This window comes from Lentzea alba, from assembly GCF_011067745.1.
Taxonomy (GTDB): Bacteria; Actinomycetota; Actinomycetes; order Mycobacteriales; family Pseudonocardiaceae; genus Lentzea; species Lentzea alba.
In genome coordinates, this window is record NZ_JAAMPJ010000012.1 from 114,564 (window position 1) to 132,523 (window position 17,960).

A 17,960-nucleotide genomic window follows, 5' to 3' on the forward strand; every position below is an offset into this window, starting at 1 on the left:
CGGAACAGCGTGTTGGTGCTGGAGCGGGAGCACGAGCTGGCGGTGGTCGGCCGGGCGTTGCGCGAAGCCTCCGCCGGAGCGGGCGGGGTGATCGTGCTCGCCGGTCCGCTGGGCAACGGCAAGACCGCGTTGTTGCACGCCTTGCGCCGGCATCCCGAGGCGGCGGGGTGCACGGTGCTGACCGCCTCGGCCTCGGCGGCGGAACGCGAGTTCGCCCACGGCGTCGTGCGTCAGCTGTTCGACCCCGTGCTCGTCGGCGCTCCGGAAGAGGTGTGGCGAGGCAGGGCCGCGTCCGCCCGTGCGGTGCTGGCGCCCGCGCGAGGCGCTCATGCGGAGAACGACGGGCACGAGCTGAGTTCCGGCCTGTGCGCGCTGGCGGCGAATCTTGCCGAGGAACAGCCGTTGCTCGTGCTGGTCGACGACCTGCAGTGGGCGGACGCGGGGTCGCTGGAGGTGCTCGCCCAGCTGGCCAGGCGGAGCACGCACCTGCGGGTTCTGCTCGTGGTGACCGTGCGCGAGGGTCACCCGCTCGCCGAGCAGCCCTCGGTGGTGTCGATCATCGGTGCGGCCGTCGAACGGCTGTGGCCGGCGCCGTTGTCCCTCGCCGGGGTGACGGAGGTGGTGCACGACCGGCTCGGCCAGGAGTGCGACGCGGAGTTCGCGCTCGCCTGTCACGAGGCCACCCTGGGCAATCCGCTGCGCGTCACGGCACTGGTGTCGGCGTGGGCGATGGGCGGGCGGGCACCGGTGGCGGCCGCGGCGGAGGAGGTCCGCACGATGCGGACCACGCGAGTGCGGGACCGCCTGGTGGCCTGCATGCGCGGACTTTCGGGACCGGCCAGGGCGTTGCTCATGGCGATGGTGGTGCTGGTGGACGCCGAAGAGCCGCGGATGGCGGGCGAGCTGGCCGAGCTCGACGAGGGCGTGGCCGCGCAGGCCCGAAGATCGCTGCGCAGGCTGGGGCTGCTCACCGGCGACGAGTTCGCGCACCTCGGGGTGCGCGACGCGGCGGAGGAGCTCATCACCCCCGCCGAGCGGGAGAGCCTGCAGCTGCGCGCGGTCCGGTTGCTCTACGACAACGGCCGGCCCGCGGAGCACGTCGCGGATCAGCTGATGCAGATCACCGTGCCGCAGGGTCCGTGGGCGGTGCACGTGCTGCGGGTCGCCGCGGAGGCCGAACTGCGCCGCGGCAACCCGCGGACCGCCGCTCGCTACCTGCGCCGTGCGTTGCTGGACACGTCCGTCGACGGTCAGGACCGGGCGAAGGTGCTCGTCGACCTGGTCGCGGCGGAACACCGCTTCGACCGTCAGGCGGCGATCAGGAGCACCTCGTACGCGGTGTCGTTGCTCCCCGAAGCGGGGGAGCGGGCCGCGGTGATCATTCAGCTCGCCCCGGCGGTGGTCGCCGACGCTCCGCTGCCGGTGGTGTCGTTGCTGCGGGAGGTGGCGAAAGCACTGGGTGACCCGGCGCGGCTGGACGGGACGAACCGCGAGCTGGCGCTGCGCGTGGAAGCGCGGTTGTGGCAGGCGGGCCAGATGAACGCGCTGGAGCTCGACGCCGCGCTGATGCGGTTCGCGGAGCTCGAGCCCGACGTGCCGACGAAGACGAGCGCGGACCGCGAACTGCTGGCCGTGCTCCTGCACGGCGCGACGCTGACCGCCCGCAGGCCGTCGGCCCAGGTCGCGGCACTCGCGGAGGAGGTGCTCGTGCGTGAGCCGGCGGGTGCGCCGCACATCGCCGGAGTCGCGCCGCTGCTGGTCACCTCGCTCGCCGCCGCCGACGCTCCGGGCAGGGCGGCGAAGTGGCTCGGCGACGCGTCCACCGCGGGCGGGCAGTGCGGGGACGCGGCCCATCAGGCGACGATCAGCACCGAGCAGTCGCTCGTGCACCTGTTGTCCGGACGGTTCCAGGACGCGGCCGCCGCGGCCCGCGGCGCGTTCGACCTGGGCGTGTGGGACTGGCGCACGGTCGGGTCCAGCACCTCGGCGATGGCGGGGGTGGTGGCGTTGCAACTGCGCGACCGGATGCTCATCGAGCACGTGCTGGCCACCGTGTCCGCGCAGCCCGAGCCACCGACCGGCTGCCTCGCCGCGATCGTCGGCATGCTGCGCGGGTCGGCCGCGGCGTGGCGGGGAGACCTCAGATCCGCCGTCGTCGCACTGACCGAGTGCGGCCACGTGCTCGACCGGTCCGGCTGGCGCAACCCGGTGCTGTTCCCGTGGCGGACCACGCTCGCGCAGATGCGGCACCGGCTCGGGCACACCGACGAGGCGATCGCCCTCGCGGAAGAAGAGCGGCTGATCGCGCAGGAGTGGGGTGCCCCGTCCGCGATCGGCCGCACCTGGCGGGTGCTCGGCTCGCTGAGCAGCGGCGACCACGCCGCGGAGCTGACGAGTCGTGCGGTCGAGGTGCTGGAGGGCTCGGAACATCGGCTGGAACTGACGCTGTCGTTGCGGCAGTGGGCTGGGCAGTCGGGCCGGGTCGACGTCTGGCGGCGATGTCTGGACGCGGCCGTGGAAATCGGCTCCGGGAAAATCGCCGAGCAGGCCAGGGCAGCACTGGGCGGAGGGGCGCCGGTTTCGGTGGCCCGACTCACTCCGTCCGAGCAGCGAGTCGCGTTGCTGGCGGCGGCGGGCAGCTCGAACCAGGAAATCGCGGAATCTTTGGCGGTGACGTCACGCGCGGTGGAGAAACATTTGACCAACACCTATCGAAAGCTTGGAGTACGGGGTCGGGCGGACCTCGCCGAGGCGCTGCATCAGTTGATGCCAAACGGTTGACGCTGCGCCATTTGATACGAAGCAGTACCCCTGTACGGATTACAGCCCTTACTCCGTTGTGCTGTCCGATTCGCTCGTTTGGGGTACTTCGCGTACTCGGGTGTAGCGGTAACCGACCGAACCGTCACTCTCTGTTCGGGCGCCGACCGAACCATCTGTGGTACGGCACCACAGTATTTGGTACGGCTCGTTGACGGTTCAAGTTCAGAATCCGTATGTTCGGATAGTGGAAAACGGGTGAAGCAAGCTCATTCGCCGGGCTGTCGACCGGTCTCTTGCGAGTTGTGCTCGTTGACGGCGCAACCTGTTTCTGAATCCACCGTTTCAGTGATGTTCGCTCCTTCGGGAAGGTGGGATCGAAATGTCCGAGCCCGCAGTCAGGTGGGATTCGCCGACCGACGCCGGACGCCGGCGCCTTCGTCCGGCGGATGACGACGACCTGCGGCTCGCGGACTTCCGCGCCAGGGTGCGCGCGGCGGGCGAGCGGTGGGTCACCGACCGGCAGGACGGGCTGGCGGCGGTGCTCGCCGAGGCCGCGGCAGGCGATCCCGAACTCGCCGAACTCGCGCGGGTCGGCGGCTCGCTGCTGGAGGACTTCCTCGACGGCTTCCGCCGCCAGGCAGGTGCGGACCAGGCGCTGGCACTGCACCGCGACCTCGCGGGCGACCTGATCCACGGCCGCGACGTGGCACCCGAGGTGCTCGCCGGTCTCGCCTCCCGCTACCTCATCGCCGTCGTGCGCTTCCCCGACGCGGGCCGCGGCAGGCCCGCGTTGCACGAGGCGGCCGGCACCGGCGTGCTGAAGACCCGCCGGGACAACGCGGTGGTGCTGCTCGTGCCCGACGTGGACGCGGACCGCACCGCGCGGATCACCAAGCAGCTGACCCAGTGCCTGGCCGGCAAGGGCTGGCTGGCCCTCGCCGAGCGGCCGAAGGAAGAGATCGCCGACGGCTACGCCGAGGCCGCCGACGTCATGCGGCTCGTCGTCGCGGGCAGGCGGCCAGGCGGCGCGTACCGCATCTCGGACGTGCTGGTCGAGTACGCGGTGACCAGCCACGAGCGGGTCACCGAGAACCTCGCCGCCGTCATCAAGCCGTTGCGGGCGCACGGCGTGCTCTGGGAGACGCTGACCGTGCTGATCGACGCGGACTACAACCGCAACAAGGCCGCGCGCGACCTCTTCATCCACCGCAGCACGCTCGACTACCGGTTGCAGCGCATCGCCAGCATCACCGGGTTCGACCCGACGAGCGGCCGGGGCGCCCAGGTGCTGACCGCGGCGATGATCGCGGACGCGGTCGCCACGGTCAGCTGACTGCGGGTTTGGCGCTGTAGCTGGCACGTTTCGACTCGGTAGTTAAGGACAAAACTGATCGTGTTCCACCGGTTGACGCCCGTCAGCCGCCGCACGACCCTGCGCGCGACGGCGATGATCGGGCTCGGCGGCCTGCTCGGCGGGTGTACCTCGGAGCAGCAGAACCAGCAGGACGCGAAGAAGAGCGGAACACTGCGCCTCGGCGCACTGGCAGCGAGTGCGCCCGCCTCCGACCCGCACGGCGAACTGCCCGGCGCGTTCGACCGGTACCGGATGGCCGCGATCTACGACGTGCTCACGGTGCCGGGCGCGGACGGCACGACGCGGCCGCGGCTGGCGACGTCCTGGGAGATGGATCCCTCCGCCACGCGCTGGCGGTTCACCCTGCGCGACGACGCGGTCTTCACCGACGGCAGGCCGGTTCGGGCGGAGGACGTGCTGTACTCGGTGCTGCGGGCCAAGCGGATGGCCGGCCGGGCGCGGCTCGCGGTGGTGGACGCCGGGCGCAGCGTCGCGGACGGGAACCAGGCGGTCGTCCTGGTGACGAGCGCCCCGGAACCGGAGTTGCCGAGGGTTGTGGGTGGGGTTTTCGTCGTGCCCGCCAGGACGACGGTGTTCGCGGAGCCGGTCGGGTCAGGGCCGTTCCTCCAGGCGTTGTTGCGCGGCAACGACGTCTGGCTGTTGCCCAGCGACACCTGGTGGGGCGAGACCCGCGGCATCGAGCAGATCAACCTGCGGGGCTTCCGCGACTCGATCGCGCTGGAGAGGGCGGTCGCCAACGGGGAACTGGACGCGGCGAGCGACGTCGAACCCGTCGCGGCCGTCGTCGCCGCGCGGGAGCAGGCACGCGCACTGGTCCGCACGCCGGACATGTGGGCGTTCGGCGTGCTCATGCGAACCGATCGCGCTCCGTTCGACCGTCTGCGGGTGCGCCAGGCGGCCAAGCTCGCGCTCGACCGCCAGGCGCTCGTGACCACGGTGCTCGGTGGCGCGGGCCGGCCGGGCAACGACATACCGACGCCCTCCGACCCGTCGTTCCCGGCGGACGTCGCTCCGCCCGGTCCGGATCGGGACAGGGCGCGGGAACTGCTGACCCAGGCAGGCTTCCCGGACGGCTTCGCCGTGGTGCTGCACACCACCGACACCCGTGCGGCGATGGCCGGTTCGGCCAACGCGATCGCCGAGCAGTTGGCGACGATCGGCATCCGGGTGCAGGTCGTCGTGCACCCGCGGGAGACCTACTGGTCGCAGGTGTACGACTCCGAGGCTTTCGTGGTCACGTGCCGTTCCGGGACGCAGTTCGCCGAATGGGCCGAGCAGGTCGCCGCCGCGTGGCCGGACCGGGTGTTCGCCGATCGCGTCGCCGAGGCCTTGGCCGTGGCCGACGGGCCGGCCCGGCGAGCCGCGTTCGAGGCGCTGCAACGGGAGGTGGCCGCCGACGGACCCGAGGCGGTGTGGGGATTCGCCGAGGCGCTCGACGTCACCCGGTCCGAGGTGCGGGACATGCCGACGGGCACGGGCCTGGCGCGGATGATGCTCGAAAAGGTGTGGCTGGCGCGATGATCGTCGAAGACGTTGCCCCGCAGCGGATTCCGCGAAGTTCGGATGTCCGCGACGAGCGGCCGTCGCTAACGTCGTTCGTGAGCCGGAGACGTGGTTTTCGCCGTCCGAAGTCCTCGGGATCAAGGCAATCGTGGAGGTGCGGCTTCGTGAGGTCCCCGCAGCGTCGTGAGGTGAGTCGCCGGGTGTTCCTGGGCGCGGCCACCGCACTGCTGGCCGTCGAGGCGGTGCCGGGCGCGAGTGCCGCGGCGGTCCCGGCAGGGCAGCGGAACGCCCGTGCGTTCCTGGTCGCGGCGATGGACGCGGCGCCGGGACCGGTCAGCCTGTCCCAGAGCTACGCCGACGAGGCCGGCTTGTTCACCACGGCGTTCACCTATGACAACGCTCTCGCGGTGCTCGCCCTTCTCGCGCTCGGCGACCAGGACTCGTGCGCCCGCGCCGTCCGGCTCGGTGACGCGCTGCGGTATGCCCAGCTGCACGACCCGGAGCACGATGACGGACGCCTTCGGCAGGCGTACGACGTGGGGCCGTACACCTTCTACGACGGAACGCCGCAACCGCACGGCTTCGTCCTTCCCGACGGCTCGGCGAACATCGGCGCGCGGTTCGGGTTCGTCGGAACCGCGGTGGGTGACATGGCGTGGGCGGGGCTCGCGCTGACGGCGCTGGCCGAACGGCTTGGCGAGTCCCGGTTCCTCACCTCGGCCGTGACGATCGGCGAGTGGATCGAGCGCAACGCGCACAGTGACGGTCCGCTGGGTGGTTATCGGTTCGGAGCGGACGGACGCGGCAACTCGCTGCCGCAGCAGTCGGTCGAGCACAACATCGACCTGGTGGCGCTCTTCGGCAAGCTCGCCCGGCTCACCCGTGATCGGGTGTGGGCGGCGCGGCGTGAGCACGCGCGAGCGTTCGTGCTGCGGATGTGGAACCCCGACGGCGATTTCTTCCACACCGGCACGAACGACGGCGCGACCGTCAACCCGTTCCCCGTGCCCGAGGACGCGCAGACGTGGGCGCACCTGGCCTTGGGCGGCCATGGCGAGGCCCTCGACTGGGTGGTGACGAACCTGGCGGTGACGGACCACGCGGGACAGCCCAACAGCACCGTGCCCGACGGTCAGCGCTACGACGGCGTCACCTTCAGCACGGCGAGTCTCGTCGCGGACGACTCCGGTCCGGTGCGCAATCCCAACCGCGCCGGCGTGTGGTTCGAGGGCACCGCACATCTCGCCCTCGCACTGCGCGGCCGCGATCGCCGGGCCGCCTCGCGGCTGCTGGCGTCCGTCGAACAGGCGCAGGCGCGGCTCGGCGCGGGCCAGTCCGTCGGGGGCATCGCGTTGCCGGCCGGCTGCGGTGTGGTCGCCGCGAGCAGCCCGATCGACAGCGGCTTCGGTTTCGGCTACTTCCCGCACCGGCACGTGGGCGCGACCGCCTGGTACCTGCTCGCGGCGACCGGGACGAACCCCTTCAGGTGACCGGTGGTCCCGCCCGCGCGGGACCACCGTCCACTGTGGATCAGCCGAGCCCGGCCCGGAACAGGTCCTGCTCCAGCCAGATGGCGGCCTTCGCGCCGTCCGCGGCCGCGGTGATCACGAACGGCGTCGGCCCCGGCGTCTCGGGCTGCCGTGCGGTGTCACCCGCGGCGTACACCCCCGCCACCGTGGTCTGCTGCTGCGCGTTGACCTGGACGCAGCCGTCGGGCGTGAGTTCGCACCCGAGCTTGGCCGCCAGTCCGGCCCGCTGCTGCGACACCGGACGGTGGAACACGGCACCTCGCGCGAGCGGAGCGGACTCCGTGAAGTGCAGTTCCAGCGTCTCAGCCGCACCGGCGACGCGGACGACGAGGTCCTCCCGGACCTCGATGCCACGCTCTTTCAACGTCGCCCGCAGAGTGTCGGGAACATCGAGCGGACCGTTGGCGCACAGCACGACGTCCTCGCTGAACCTGTCCGCGAGGTAGAGCGCCAGCATCGCGTGCGAGAGATCGCCGCCCAGCACGGCCAGCGGCAGGCCGGCGGTCTCGAAGCCGTGGCAGAACGGGCAGTGGTAGACGCCCCGGCCGAACAGGTCCGCGACCCCGTCCACCTCGGGCAGGGTGTCGGCCTGGCCGCTCGCGAGAATCAGCCGCCGGGCCCGTTCCGCGGTGCCGTCCTCGAACTCGACGGTGAAGTCCCCGGCCGAGCCGGAGGCCGAGGCCACGCGCGATTCCCTGACCTCGACGGTCGGGTAGTGCGTCAGTTCCTCCCTGCCGAGCCTGCGCAGTTCGGCGGGGGAGAAGCCGTCGCGGGACAGGAACATGTGCATCTCGGTGGCGGGTGCGTTGCGGTAGTCACCGCTGTCCAGCAGCAACACCTGCCTGCGCTGGCGGCCCAGCGTGAGTGCGGCGTTGAGACCCGCGGGGCCTCCGCCCACGACGATCACGTCGTACAAGGTTCGTCCTTTCGTTTCAGCCGGGTGGCGATGTGCCAGCCGCGGGCGTGCTCGCGCTGTGCGATGAAGCGCGCGTACAACCCGTTGTGCGCCAGGAGTTCTTCGTGGCGGCCGAGTTCGGCGACGCGCCCGTGGTCGAGCACGACGATCTGGTCGGCGTCGCGCACGGTGCCGAGGCGGTGCGCGATCACCAGCAGAGTGCGGTCGTGGGAGAGCTCGGCCATCGCTTCCGTGACCGCTGACTCGGCGTGCACGTCGAGCGCGGCCGTCGCCTCGTCCAGCAGCACGATGGGCGCGTCTTTGAGCAACGCCCGTGCGATCGCGACGCGTTGCCGCTCACCTCCGGACAACCGCGTTCCGCCTTCGCCCACGCGCGTGTGCCATCCGTCCGGAAGCCGGGTGACGACCTCGTCCAGCCGCGCCCGCCGCGCTGCTTCTTCCAGCTGCGCAAGGGAAGCATCCGGCTTGCCGAGCCGGACGTTCTCCTCCAGGGTGGCGTCGAACAGGTAGGTCTCCTGGAACACCGGGGCGATGAGCGCGAGCAGGTCCGGGGTGCGCAGGTCGCGGACATCGGTGCCGCCGAGGCGAACCGCGCCGGAACGGACGTCGAAGAACCGCGCCACGAGCCGCATCGCCGTGCTCTTGCCCGAACCGGAAGCGCCGACGAGTGCCGTGGTCGTGCCGTGCGGGACGGTGAAGCTGACGTCGTCGAGCACCAGTTCGTCGTCGTAGCCGAAGCTGACGCGGTCGAACGTGATGGCGAGCGGTCCCAGGGCACTCGACTGCGCCGGTTCCGGTAGCGGCTGGGCGTCGAGCACCTCCTGGACCCGGTCCAGCGCGACGGAAGCCATCCGCAGCGCCGCACCGAGTTCCGCGGCGGCGAGCAGGGGCTCGGTGAGCCGGACCGCGAGCACCAGCGCGACGACAGCCGCCGCGACGTCGACCTCGCCGTTGGTCAGCAGGATCGCGCTGAGGATCAGCAACGCCGTGAACATCGCCTGCACCGAGAGGACGAAACCGGCCAAGCCGGGCAACACCGTGCGCAGCATCCGCCGGGCCGCGTTCCGCGACCGGACGAGCGCGTCGTCGAGTTGCCGGAAGCCGTCGGCGGTGCGTCCGGCCGCGCGCAGCACGAGCTGGTTGCGGGCGAACTCGACCACCTGACCACCCGCCTCGGCGCTCGCCGCGTCCACCGCCCGGTCGGTGCGGCGCACCAGCCGGTTGGTCCAGCGGTACGTGACGAGGACGGCGGGGCCGGTGAGGAGAACGCCGAGTGCGATCCGCCAGTCGACGAACGCGAGGGTGATCGCGGCTGCCACCGGCGTCACGACCGCGTTCGCGAGCGGTTCGAGCAGATGTCCGGGCACGCCCATGACGCTCATGACGTTCTGCGTGGTCACGCGGCTGAACGTGCCGGTCCTGGCGGCGGTGAACCAGCCGAGCGGCAGCGTGACGACGTGATCACCGAGACGTTCGTGCAACACGCCTGCCAGCGTGTAACCGGCTCGCCGGCCCGCGATCACGCCTCGGCTCTGCACGACGGCGTAGCAGACGGTCAGCGCGGCGAGGATGCCGAGCCAGGGCACCGCGTCCGCCGGTGCACCGGACAGGAGCGCGCGCAGCACGGGTAGCACGAGGGCGAACGAAACGCCTTGCATGGCCGCGGCAACGCCCAGAAAACCGATGGCACGCCACAGTTCCGCGCGTTGGGTGGGAGTCATCAACCGAAGCAGCCGGGAGATCATCGGGTCACCGTCCACATCGACGCGTAGGCGCCGTCTGCCGCGAGCAGGTCGTCATGTGTTCCTCGTTCCCGGATCACGCCGTCCTCCAGCACGACGATCTGGTCGGCCTCGCGCACCGTGGTGAGCCGGTGGGCGATCACCAGCACCGTGCGGCCCACGGCGAGCTCACCGACGGCCTCCTGGATCTCGGCCTCGGATTCGGCGTCGGCGAACGACGTCGCCTCGTCGAGCACCAGCACCGGTGTGTCGGCCAGCAGCGCTCTAGCGATGCAGACGCGTTGTGCCTCACCGCCGGACAGGTGCACGTCGTCGCCGAGCACGGTCAGGTAGCCGTCGGGCAACGCGGTGATGCGGTCGTGGATCCGTGCGGCCTTCGCGGCGAGGACGACGGCGGCTTCGTCCGCTTCCGGGCTGGCCAGCCTGATGTTGTCCAAGACGGTGGTGTTGAGCAGCCGCACGTCCTGCAGGACGAACCCGACCCGTCGGTACAGCTCCGCCGACGGGATGTCCCGCACGTCGACGCCGTTGATCCGGACCGACCCTTCCGACACGTCGTGGAAGCGCCCGAGCAGCCCGGCGAGCGTCGACTTGCCCGCGCCCGACGGCCCCACCAGCGCGGTGACCGTGCCCGGCTCGAGCACGAGATCGATGGACCGCAGCACCTCGGTTTCCGCGTCGTATCCGAAATTCACGGAATCGAACTCCACCCGTGCCGGGGAGATCGGTACTGGCGCGGCGCCGGTTCCTTCGCGCAGTGCCGGAGTGGCGAGCACCGTGCTGATCCGGTCCGCCGCCGCTCGTCCGGCGCGCAGCTCCTGCAGGCTGTAACCGATCGCGAGCGCCGGACCGCTCAACCCGGTGCCCAGCACCAGGAACGGAACCAGGTCTGCTGGAGTCAACAGACCCGCGGCGCTGAGCGCGGTGCCGGCGGTCAGCACGACGACCAGCGCGACCAGGGGTGCCTGGACGATCTGGCTTCTGATCAACGGCGGCGTGACGTGTTCGGCCCAGTCGCTGACGAACTTGCCGTAGGTGCGCGCCGCCTCGCGGAACCTGTTGTGGCCCTTGCCGGTCTGGCCGAACGTCTTCACGACCGCGATGCCGTGGACGAACTCCACCGACGCGGTGTTCAGGCTCTCCGTCGCGTGGTGATATTCCGCCATGCGCACGTGAACGTTCCGCATGGCGCGGGATCGGAACGCGAACCCCAGTGCCAGCGGGACGAGTGTGATCACGGTCATCAACGGGTTCACCGTGACCAGGTAGACCGTGGCGGCGATCGGGATCACCAGTGCTGACACCAGATCCAGCAACGCGTGCGCCACCAGGTGGTGCAGCGCCCCGACGTCGTCGTGCACAGCTTGTTTCACCGCACCGGATCCGCGCGTCGACAGCCAGCCCAGCGGTAACCGGCTGACGTGGCGGGCGAGTTCGCGCCGCAGGTGCAGCTGGAGGTCGTTGTCCGCGAAGTGGGTGAGGGTGGTCGCCGCGGTAAGCGAGATCACGCGAACCGGCAACGCGGCGATACCGACCACTACGTAGAGCAACCATTCTTCACCGCTGAGCAACGCCCTGCCGGTCTCCGCCACGGCGATGAACGGCGTGACTCCCGCCAGCGCAGCTGTTGCCTGGCAAGCGATTCCCAGTAGAAGTCGGCCGCGGACGGTGCGAAGCGGAAGCATGCGTCGAACCCTAGTTGACAACGGTTGTCGTTGTCGACAAGGGTGGGTGAGGTACCCGGCCGGGTGGCCTGGTCGTTCACGTTCTGGAGTCTGAATGCCCTCCGCTGAGACGTTGGTCCGAGAACTCGTCGCCGAGCTGATCGGCTTGCCGGCGCACGACGTCGACCTCTCGCGACGGTTCGCGGAACTGGGGGTGGAGTCGCTCGCGGCGCTGCGCCTGCGCCGGTTGGTGGCCGCGCGCACCGGTGTCGAACTGCCGCTCACCAGCTTCCTGGGTGACCGTCCGGCCCAGGACGTCCTGGCAGCGTTGGAGAACGCCGTGGTGCCGGATCGTCCGGCGGTCGCGGTGGTGCCGTCCGTGTCACCGGGTGACGTCGTCGGCCTCACCGCCGTGCAGGCCGCGTACTGGGCCGGCCGCGGCGACGACTTCACCCTCGGCGGCGTCGCCACGTTCTGGTACCACGAGTACGACCTGGGCCCCGATGTCGATCTCGACGCGGTGGAGAAGGCCTGGAACCGGCTCGTCGCCCACCACCCGATGCTGCGCACGACGATCGGACGTGATGGCAGGCAACGGGAACACCCCTCCGTTGCGCACTACCGAATCGGTCGCACGGATCTGACCGCCATGACGGCCGCCGAAGCCGAGCGTGCTCTCGCCGCGTTGCGGGAAGAGCGCTCCCACCAGGTGCGTCCCGCGCACGAATGGCCGTTGTTCGACCTGCACGCCGTGACGCTGCCCGGCGGTGGCATCCGGTTGTGCGCCGGTTTCGACGTGTTGGTGCTGGACTTCACGAGCTGGCGGCTCCTGATGAGCCAGTGGGGTGCGCTCGTGGCCGATCCGCAGGCGGCGCTACCCGTGTCCTCCGCCGGGTTCCTCGACATCGTGGCGCACCGGGAGACCGATCCGGTGCGGCGGGAACGGCGAGAACGCGACCGGCAGCACTGGCTGGCCCGGCTCGCGGACCTCCCGCCCGCTCCCGCGCTGCCGACGGTCGAGTTCACCGGCGCACCGCGGTTCCGCCGCCGTTCCCAGCGGTTGACGGCGGCCGAGTGGTCCCAGATTCGGGCCACCGCGGCAGCACACGGTGTCAGCCCGACCGCCGTGCTGCTCGCCGCGTTCGGGCTCGTGCTGTCCCGGTGGGGAGCGGGTGAGCGGTTCAGCGTCAACACGACACTGTTCGACCGGCCGGAGGACGTGCCCGGCGCCGAACACCTCGTCGGTGACTTCACGACCACCGCGCTGGTGCCGTTGACCGGAGTGGACCCGTTGACGTGGAACGGCTTCGCGTCGCTGGCCCGCGAGGTCAACGCCGAACTGTGGACCGCCATCGACCACCGGACGTTCGCCGGCGTCGAAGTGCTGCGCGAACTGGCCGCCCGGCGCGGTGACGGCCTCGGCACCAGCGGCCACCCCGTGGTCTTCACCTCCGGTGTCGGCATCGGTGACGGCGGCCGACCGGCGGAATGGTTGGGCACCGAGGCTTTCGGTGTCTCCCAGACACCTCAGGTGCTGCTGGACCATCTGGTGTGGGAGGAGGACGGTGAGCTGCGCCTGATGTGGGACGCGCTGGACGCCGCCTTCCCGCCGGGTTTCCTCGACGGGCTGACCGCGGCCCAGGCTCTGCTGCTCCGCTCGCTCGCCGGGGAGCCGGAGCTGTGGACCGCTCCGGATCTCGGCTGGAATCCGTCGTTCGACCGGCTGCAACCGCTGGACGTCGCACCGTTCGGGGACTGCGGACCATTGCTCGACGCGCCGTTGCGCCAGGCTGCGGTGCCGGACGCGCCCGCGTTGTTGTGCGGAGCGCACGTGATCACCCACGAAGGTCTTGCGCGTGCGGCTGATGAGGTGGGGCGCCATTTGGTCGCGTCCGGGGTGAAGGCCGGGGAGCTGGTGCTCGTGGCCGTGCCGAAGGGTGTGGCTCAGGTGGCCGCGGTGCTCGGGGTGCATCGCTGCGGCGCGGGTTACGTCCCGGTTGATCCGGGCTGGCCTGCCGTTCGCATCGAGGCAGTGTGTGAGCGGGCGGCGATCCGGCACGCGATTGTGCCGGCGGGATCGGACATCGGGCTGCCCGATGGTCTCGCCGTATCCGAAGTGGACAGTTCTGGACGGCCGGTGGAATCGCTCTCCGCCGACATCACGCGGCAAGCCGCGCCCGACGATCTGGCCTACGTCATCTTCACCTCGGGTTCCACGGGCGTGCCCAAGGGCGTCGCGATCGAGCACCGGCAGGCGCGCACGACCGTGGACGACATCACCGACAGGTTCGCGATCACGGCCGCGGACCGCGTGCTCGCGTTGTCCGCGCTCAGCTTCGACCTCTCGGTCTACGACATCTTCGGAGTCCTGGGCGCGGGCGGCGCGATGGTGTTGCCCGATGCCGCCCGGCAACGCGACCCGCAGCACTGGTGCGAACTCATCGGCGCGCACCGCGTGACGGTGTGGAACACCGCGCCCGCGCTGCTGGAGATGCTCGTCGAGTACGCGGAGGCGGACCCGGTCTGCGCCGGCCTGCTCCGCTCGCTGCGGTTGGTGATGCTCTCCGGTGACTGGATCCCGGTGACCTTGCCCGACCGGTTGCGCGCGTTGGTGCCCGGCGTGGACGTGCGCAGTCTCGGAGGTGCCACGGAGGCCTCCATCTGGTCCATCACCTACGAGATCGGTGCCGTCGATCCGGAATGGCCGAGCGTTCCCTACGGCCGTGCGCTGCGGGACCAGACCTTCTACGTGCTGGACGACGACGGACGCCCCTGTCCGGTCGGCACACCGGGCGAGCTGTTCATCGGTGGTGCCGGGGTGGCCCGCGGGTACATCGGTGACGAGCCGCAGACCGCCGCGCGGTTCGCCGTTCACCCCGTGCTCGGCGAGAGGCTGTACCGGACCGGGGATCTCGGGCGCTGGCGTGCCGACGGGGAGATCCAGTTCCTCGGTCGCACCGACCGTCAGGTGAAGGTGCGCGGCCACCGGATCGAGCTCGGTGACGTCGAGTCGGCGCTGGACCGCCTGTCCGAGGTGCGGCAGGCCGTCGCCGCGGTCGTGCCGGGACCCGACGAACGGCCGCGGCTGATCGCCCACGTCGCACTGAACACCCCGCTTCCGGACGCCGACCGCGTGCTCGCCGCCGCGCTCGGCCGGAAGCTTCCGGACTACATGATCCCCTCGCGGTTCGTGTGGCACGAGTCGTTGCCGGTGACGGAGAACGGGAAGGTGGACCACAAGGCGCTGCCGAACCCGTTCCGCGCCAAGGCTTCCGTTCCTTCCGCGCACCCCGTCGAGGCGATCGTGCGCGAGGTGCTGGGGTCGCAGGCGGACTTCTCCGTCGGACTGGTGGCCGCGGGCGCGACCTCGTTGGACGTGGTGCGCATCGCGAACGCCGTGGAGGATCTGAACGGCGTCCGGCCCGCGTTCCGCGATCTCGTCGCCCACCCGACGGTCGATGCCCTCGTTCGATCGCTGTCCGCGCCCGTCTCACCGCCGGTGGAACCCGTTCGGGTTCCGGAGGTGCGCCTCCCAGACGCGGCGCTGAAGCTCGCGGACGCCCTTACCGAGGCCGCCCGCTGGCTGCGCGAACTCCACGACTGGTCACGCCAGACGATGCCGTCGCCGGAGCAGTCGGACGGCTTCCCGCTCACCGAGATGCAGCTGTCCTACCTCGTCGGCCGGGCGGACGACTGGCTCGGAAGCCCGGTCGCGCCGCACTACTACACCGAGGCCGACGTGTCCGACCTCGACGTGGCCCGCCTGGAGAACGCGCTGCGCGCGGTGGTGGCCCGGCATCCGATGCTGCGGGCGGCGGTGACGGAGGAGACGCTGCAGCGGGTGACGGCCTTGACGCCGTCCATCGAGGTGCTCGACCTGCGCGAGCTCGGCCCGCACCAGCGTGAGCAAACGTTGGCGCGGGTACGGGAGGAACGGTCGCATCGAGTGCTCGACCCGCACCGCGAACCGATGCTGCACCTGGCGGTGAGCAGGCTCACCGAGCGCACGTCCCGTGTCCACTTCGGACTCGACCTGCTCTTCTGCGACGCGCGGAGTGCGGTGATCCTCGTGCGCGAACTCGTGACCGCCTATGAGGATCCGGCGCGACTGCCCGCAGCACCGGACGTGACGTTCGAAGAGTGGGCAGGTAAGCCACAACAGGCGGACGAGCGGTCGCTGAGCTACTGGCGCCAGGCCGCCGAACAGCTCGCCGATGGCCCGGACCTCCCGTTGCGGGTCCCGGTTGCCGGCGCGGTCAGGTTCCGCAGGCGCCGTCACGTGCTGGACTCCGCGACGTGGACCGCGCTGCGTGAACGTGCCCGCACCCACGGGCTCACCCCTGCCGGCCTGCTCGTGTCGGCGCTGGGCGACGTCCTGCGCGCCGGGGGAGCGGGTGACCGCTTCACCCTCGTGATGACGGCGTTCGACCGGCCCGCCGGACACGAGGGCGTGATCGGTGACTACACGTCGACGTTGCTGCTCGACATGTTCGCTGTCGGCGGCTCGTTCCTGGACAGGGCCCAGGCCCAGCAGACCCGGCTGTGGGCTGACCTGGAGCACAGCGCCGGTGTGCACGGCAACGTCGTCCTGCGGCAGCTCACGGCTCGGCGCGGCAGGCAGGTCCTGCTCCCGGTGGTGTTCTCGAGCGGCATCGGGAGCACCGGCTCGGACGCGTCCGAGCTGCTGGAGGGCTTCGGCCGCACCGGTTACGCCATCAGCCAAACGCCGCACGTCGTGCTGGACTGCCAGGTCTTCGAGCACGAGGGCACGCTGCGGATCAACTGGGACTGCGTCGACGACGCCTTCCCCGCCGGCTACCTCGACCGCCTGTTCGCCGCGTACACGAGCCTGGTCACCGGTCTGGTGGCAGCGGAAGCCTGGCACACACCCACGCCGGCCGACGGTCTTCGGCCGCGCGCTCACGTCGCACGTCGCCGCCCGGTAGCGCGGCCGCGTCAGGAAGCCGATCCCGCAACGGAAGCAGCGATCGCGGACGTGCTCGGGGGCCTGCTCGGCAGGCCGGGCAGCGAGTTGGAGCGGACCCGCACGTTCTTCGAGCTCGGCGCCACGTCGTTGCTGCTCGTGCAGGCACATCGGGTGCTGCGGAGCACGTGCGCGCCCGAGTTGACGGTGCTCGACCTGTTCTCGCACCCGACGATCCGCGCGCTGGCGGCCCACCTCGGTGACCGCGGGCGTGGCGACACCGAGGATTCGCTCGTCGCCGCCGCCCGTGACCGCGGGCGTAGGCGGACCGCTCGGGTGGCGGGACGGCGTTCGGGGGCGGCGGTCTCGTGACAAATCACGTCGGGGAAGCGGTATCGGCGTCCGGGAACGGCGGTCCCATGATCAATGCGTTGCGGGATGCAGCGTCGGCGGCCGGAGAGAACGCGGTCGCGTCGGCCGACCTGGCCGGGCTCGGCGCGCTGGCCGACCGGCTGGACGAGGCCGCGTTGCTGGTCATCGCCTTCACACTGCGCCGGTCCGGCCTGTTCCCGGATCCCGCTGCCACCCACAGCCTTCAAGACGTGCTCGCCGCGACGAAAGCGGCCCCGCGCCACCACCGGATCGTGCGCAGGTGGCTCGCGGTGCTCCTGCGCGAGAACATGATCACGCTGGCCGACGGCCGGTACCGGGACCTGCGTGCGGTGGAAGCCGCCGAGGTCGAGCGTGCTCTCGCAGGACTCGACGCCGCAGCAAGGGGTTTCGCGCACGGACCTGGGCTCACGAGGTTCTTCCAGCAGTCCGCGGCATACCTGCCGGACCTGCTCACCGACGCGATCTCGTTGCAGGCGTTGCTGTTCGCCGGCGACGACCTGGACGTGGCCGACGACGTGTACCGGCGCAACCTGGCCAGCAGGTACACGAACCAGGCCGCCGCCGCGGTGATCCGCGACTTCGTGCGCCAGCGTCACCACCCCGCGAAGGTGCTGGAGGTCGGCGCGGGGGTGGGCGGTACGACCGCCGAGGTGTTGCCCGAGCTGGACGGGTTGGGCGTCGACTACCTGTTCACCGACGTGACGCGCTACTTCCTCACCGTCGCCGAGGAGCGGTTCGGGTCGAGGATTCGCTACGGGATCTTCGACATCAACGCTGCTGAGCAACAGATTCCGGCTCACTCGATGGACGTGGTGCTGGCGGCGAACGTGCTGCACAACGCGCGCCACGCCGGCCGGGTGCTGGGTGGGCTCCGCGAGCTGCTCGCGCCGGGTGGGCTGCTGGTGTTCATCGAGACCTGCCGCGACCACTACCAGCTGATGACCTCGATGCAGTTCCTCATGTCACCGCCGGCGAGCAGCCCGGACGCCGACTTCGAGGACTTCCGGCGGGGCACCGACCGGATCTTCCCGTCGCGGCAGGAGTGGTTGAGCGAGCTCGAAAGCGCGGAGTTCCGCGAGGCCTTCGCGGTGCCGGAGGCCGACCATCCGCTCACCCGGATCGGGCAGCACGTGTTCATCGCGACGGCCTAA

The 17,960-nt window shown here is 70.9% G+C and carries 9 protein-coding genes; 6 read left to right on the plus strand and 3 right to left on the minus strand.

Annotated elements, in window-relative coordinates; genetic code table 11:
• Positions 1-9 precede the first annotated feature (9 nt).
• The 4 genes from G7043_RS35460 to G7043_RS35475 all read left to right on the plus strand — a co-directional run bounded on the left by G7043_RS35460 (position 10) and on the right by G7043_RS35475 (position 7,131).
• The gene (locus tag G7043_RS35460) at positions 10-2,781 is read left to right on the plus strand and encodes an ATP-binding protein (protein WP_166053036.1); all 2,772 of its coding nucleotides are present in this window, start codon (positions 10-12) and stop codon (positions 2,779-2,781) included.
• 361 nt (positions 2,782-3,142) lie between these two features.
• Positions 3,143-4,096 carry a PucR family transcriptional regulator gene (locus G7043_RS35465; RefSeq protein WP_166053037.1) on the plus strand — a complete coding sequence of 318 codons (954 nt, stop codon included), beginning with the start codon at positions 3,143-3,145 and terminating at the stop codon, positions 4,094-4,096.
• A 60-nt stretch (positions 4,097-4,156) separates the two neighbouring features.
• Entirely contained in the window at positions 4,157-5,659 is a 1,503-nt protein-coding gene (locus tag G7043_RS35470; protein ID WP_166053038.1) for an ABC transporter substrate-binding protein, read from the plus strand.
• A gap of 146 nt (positions 5,660-5,805) precedes the next feature.
• Complete coding sequence (locus G7043_RS35475) at positions 5,806-7,131, plus strand: hypothetical protein (RefSeq protein ID WP_207312172.1); 1,326 nt, start codon at positions 5,806-5,808, stop codon at positions 7,129-7,131.
• Between the two features lie 40 nt (positions 7,132-7,171).
• Here G7043_RS35475 and G7043_RS35480 read toward each other — a convergent pair whose 3' ends face one another.
• From G7043_RS35480 to G7043_RS35490, 3 genes are read right to left on the minus strand one after another with little or no spacing between them, the layout of a single operon-like run.
• Positions 7,172-8,077, minus strand: a complete 906-nt coding sequence (locus G7043_RS35480) for an NAD(P)/FAD-dependent oxidoreductase (RefSeq protein WP_313888246.1) — start codon at positions 8,075-8,077, stop codon at positions 7,172-7,174.
• Entirely contained in the window at positions 8,074-9,831 is a 1,758-nt protein-coding gene (locus tag G7043_RS35485) for an ABC transporter ATP-binding protein (protein WP_166053040.1), read from the minus strand. The genes G7043_RS35480 and G7043_RS35485 overlap by 4 nt, the downstream gene beginning before the upstream one ends.
• Positions 9,828-11,513, minus strand: coding sequence for an ABC transporter ATP-binding protein (locus tag G7043_RS35490; protein ID WP_166053041.1), 1,686 nt, complete (start codon positions 11,511-11,513; stop codon positions 9,828-9,830). The genes G7043_RS35485 and G7043_RS35490 overlap by 4 nt, the downstream gene beginning before the upstream one ends.
• A 94-nt stretch (positions 11,514-11,607) precedes the next feature.
• Between G7043_RS35490 and G7043_RS35495 the strand changes: the two genes are divergently transcribed.
• Entirely contained in the window at positions 11,608-16,788 is a 5,181-nt protein-coding gene (locus G7043_RS35495) for a non-ribosomal peptide synthetase (protein ID WP_166053042.1), read from the plus strand.
• A gap of 59 nt (positions 16,789-16,847) precedes the next feature.
• A complete protein-coding gene (locus tag G7043_RS35500; RefSeq protein WP_166053043.1) occupies positions 16,848-17,960 on the plus strand; it encodes a class I SAM-dependent methyltransferase in 1,113 nt (370 codons plus the stop codon).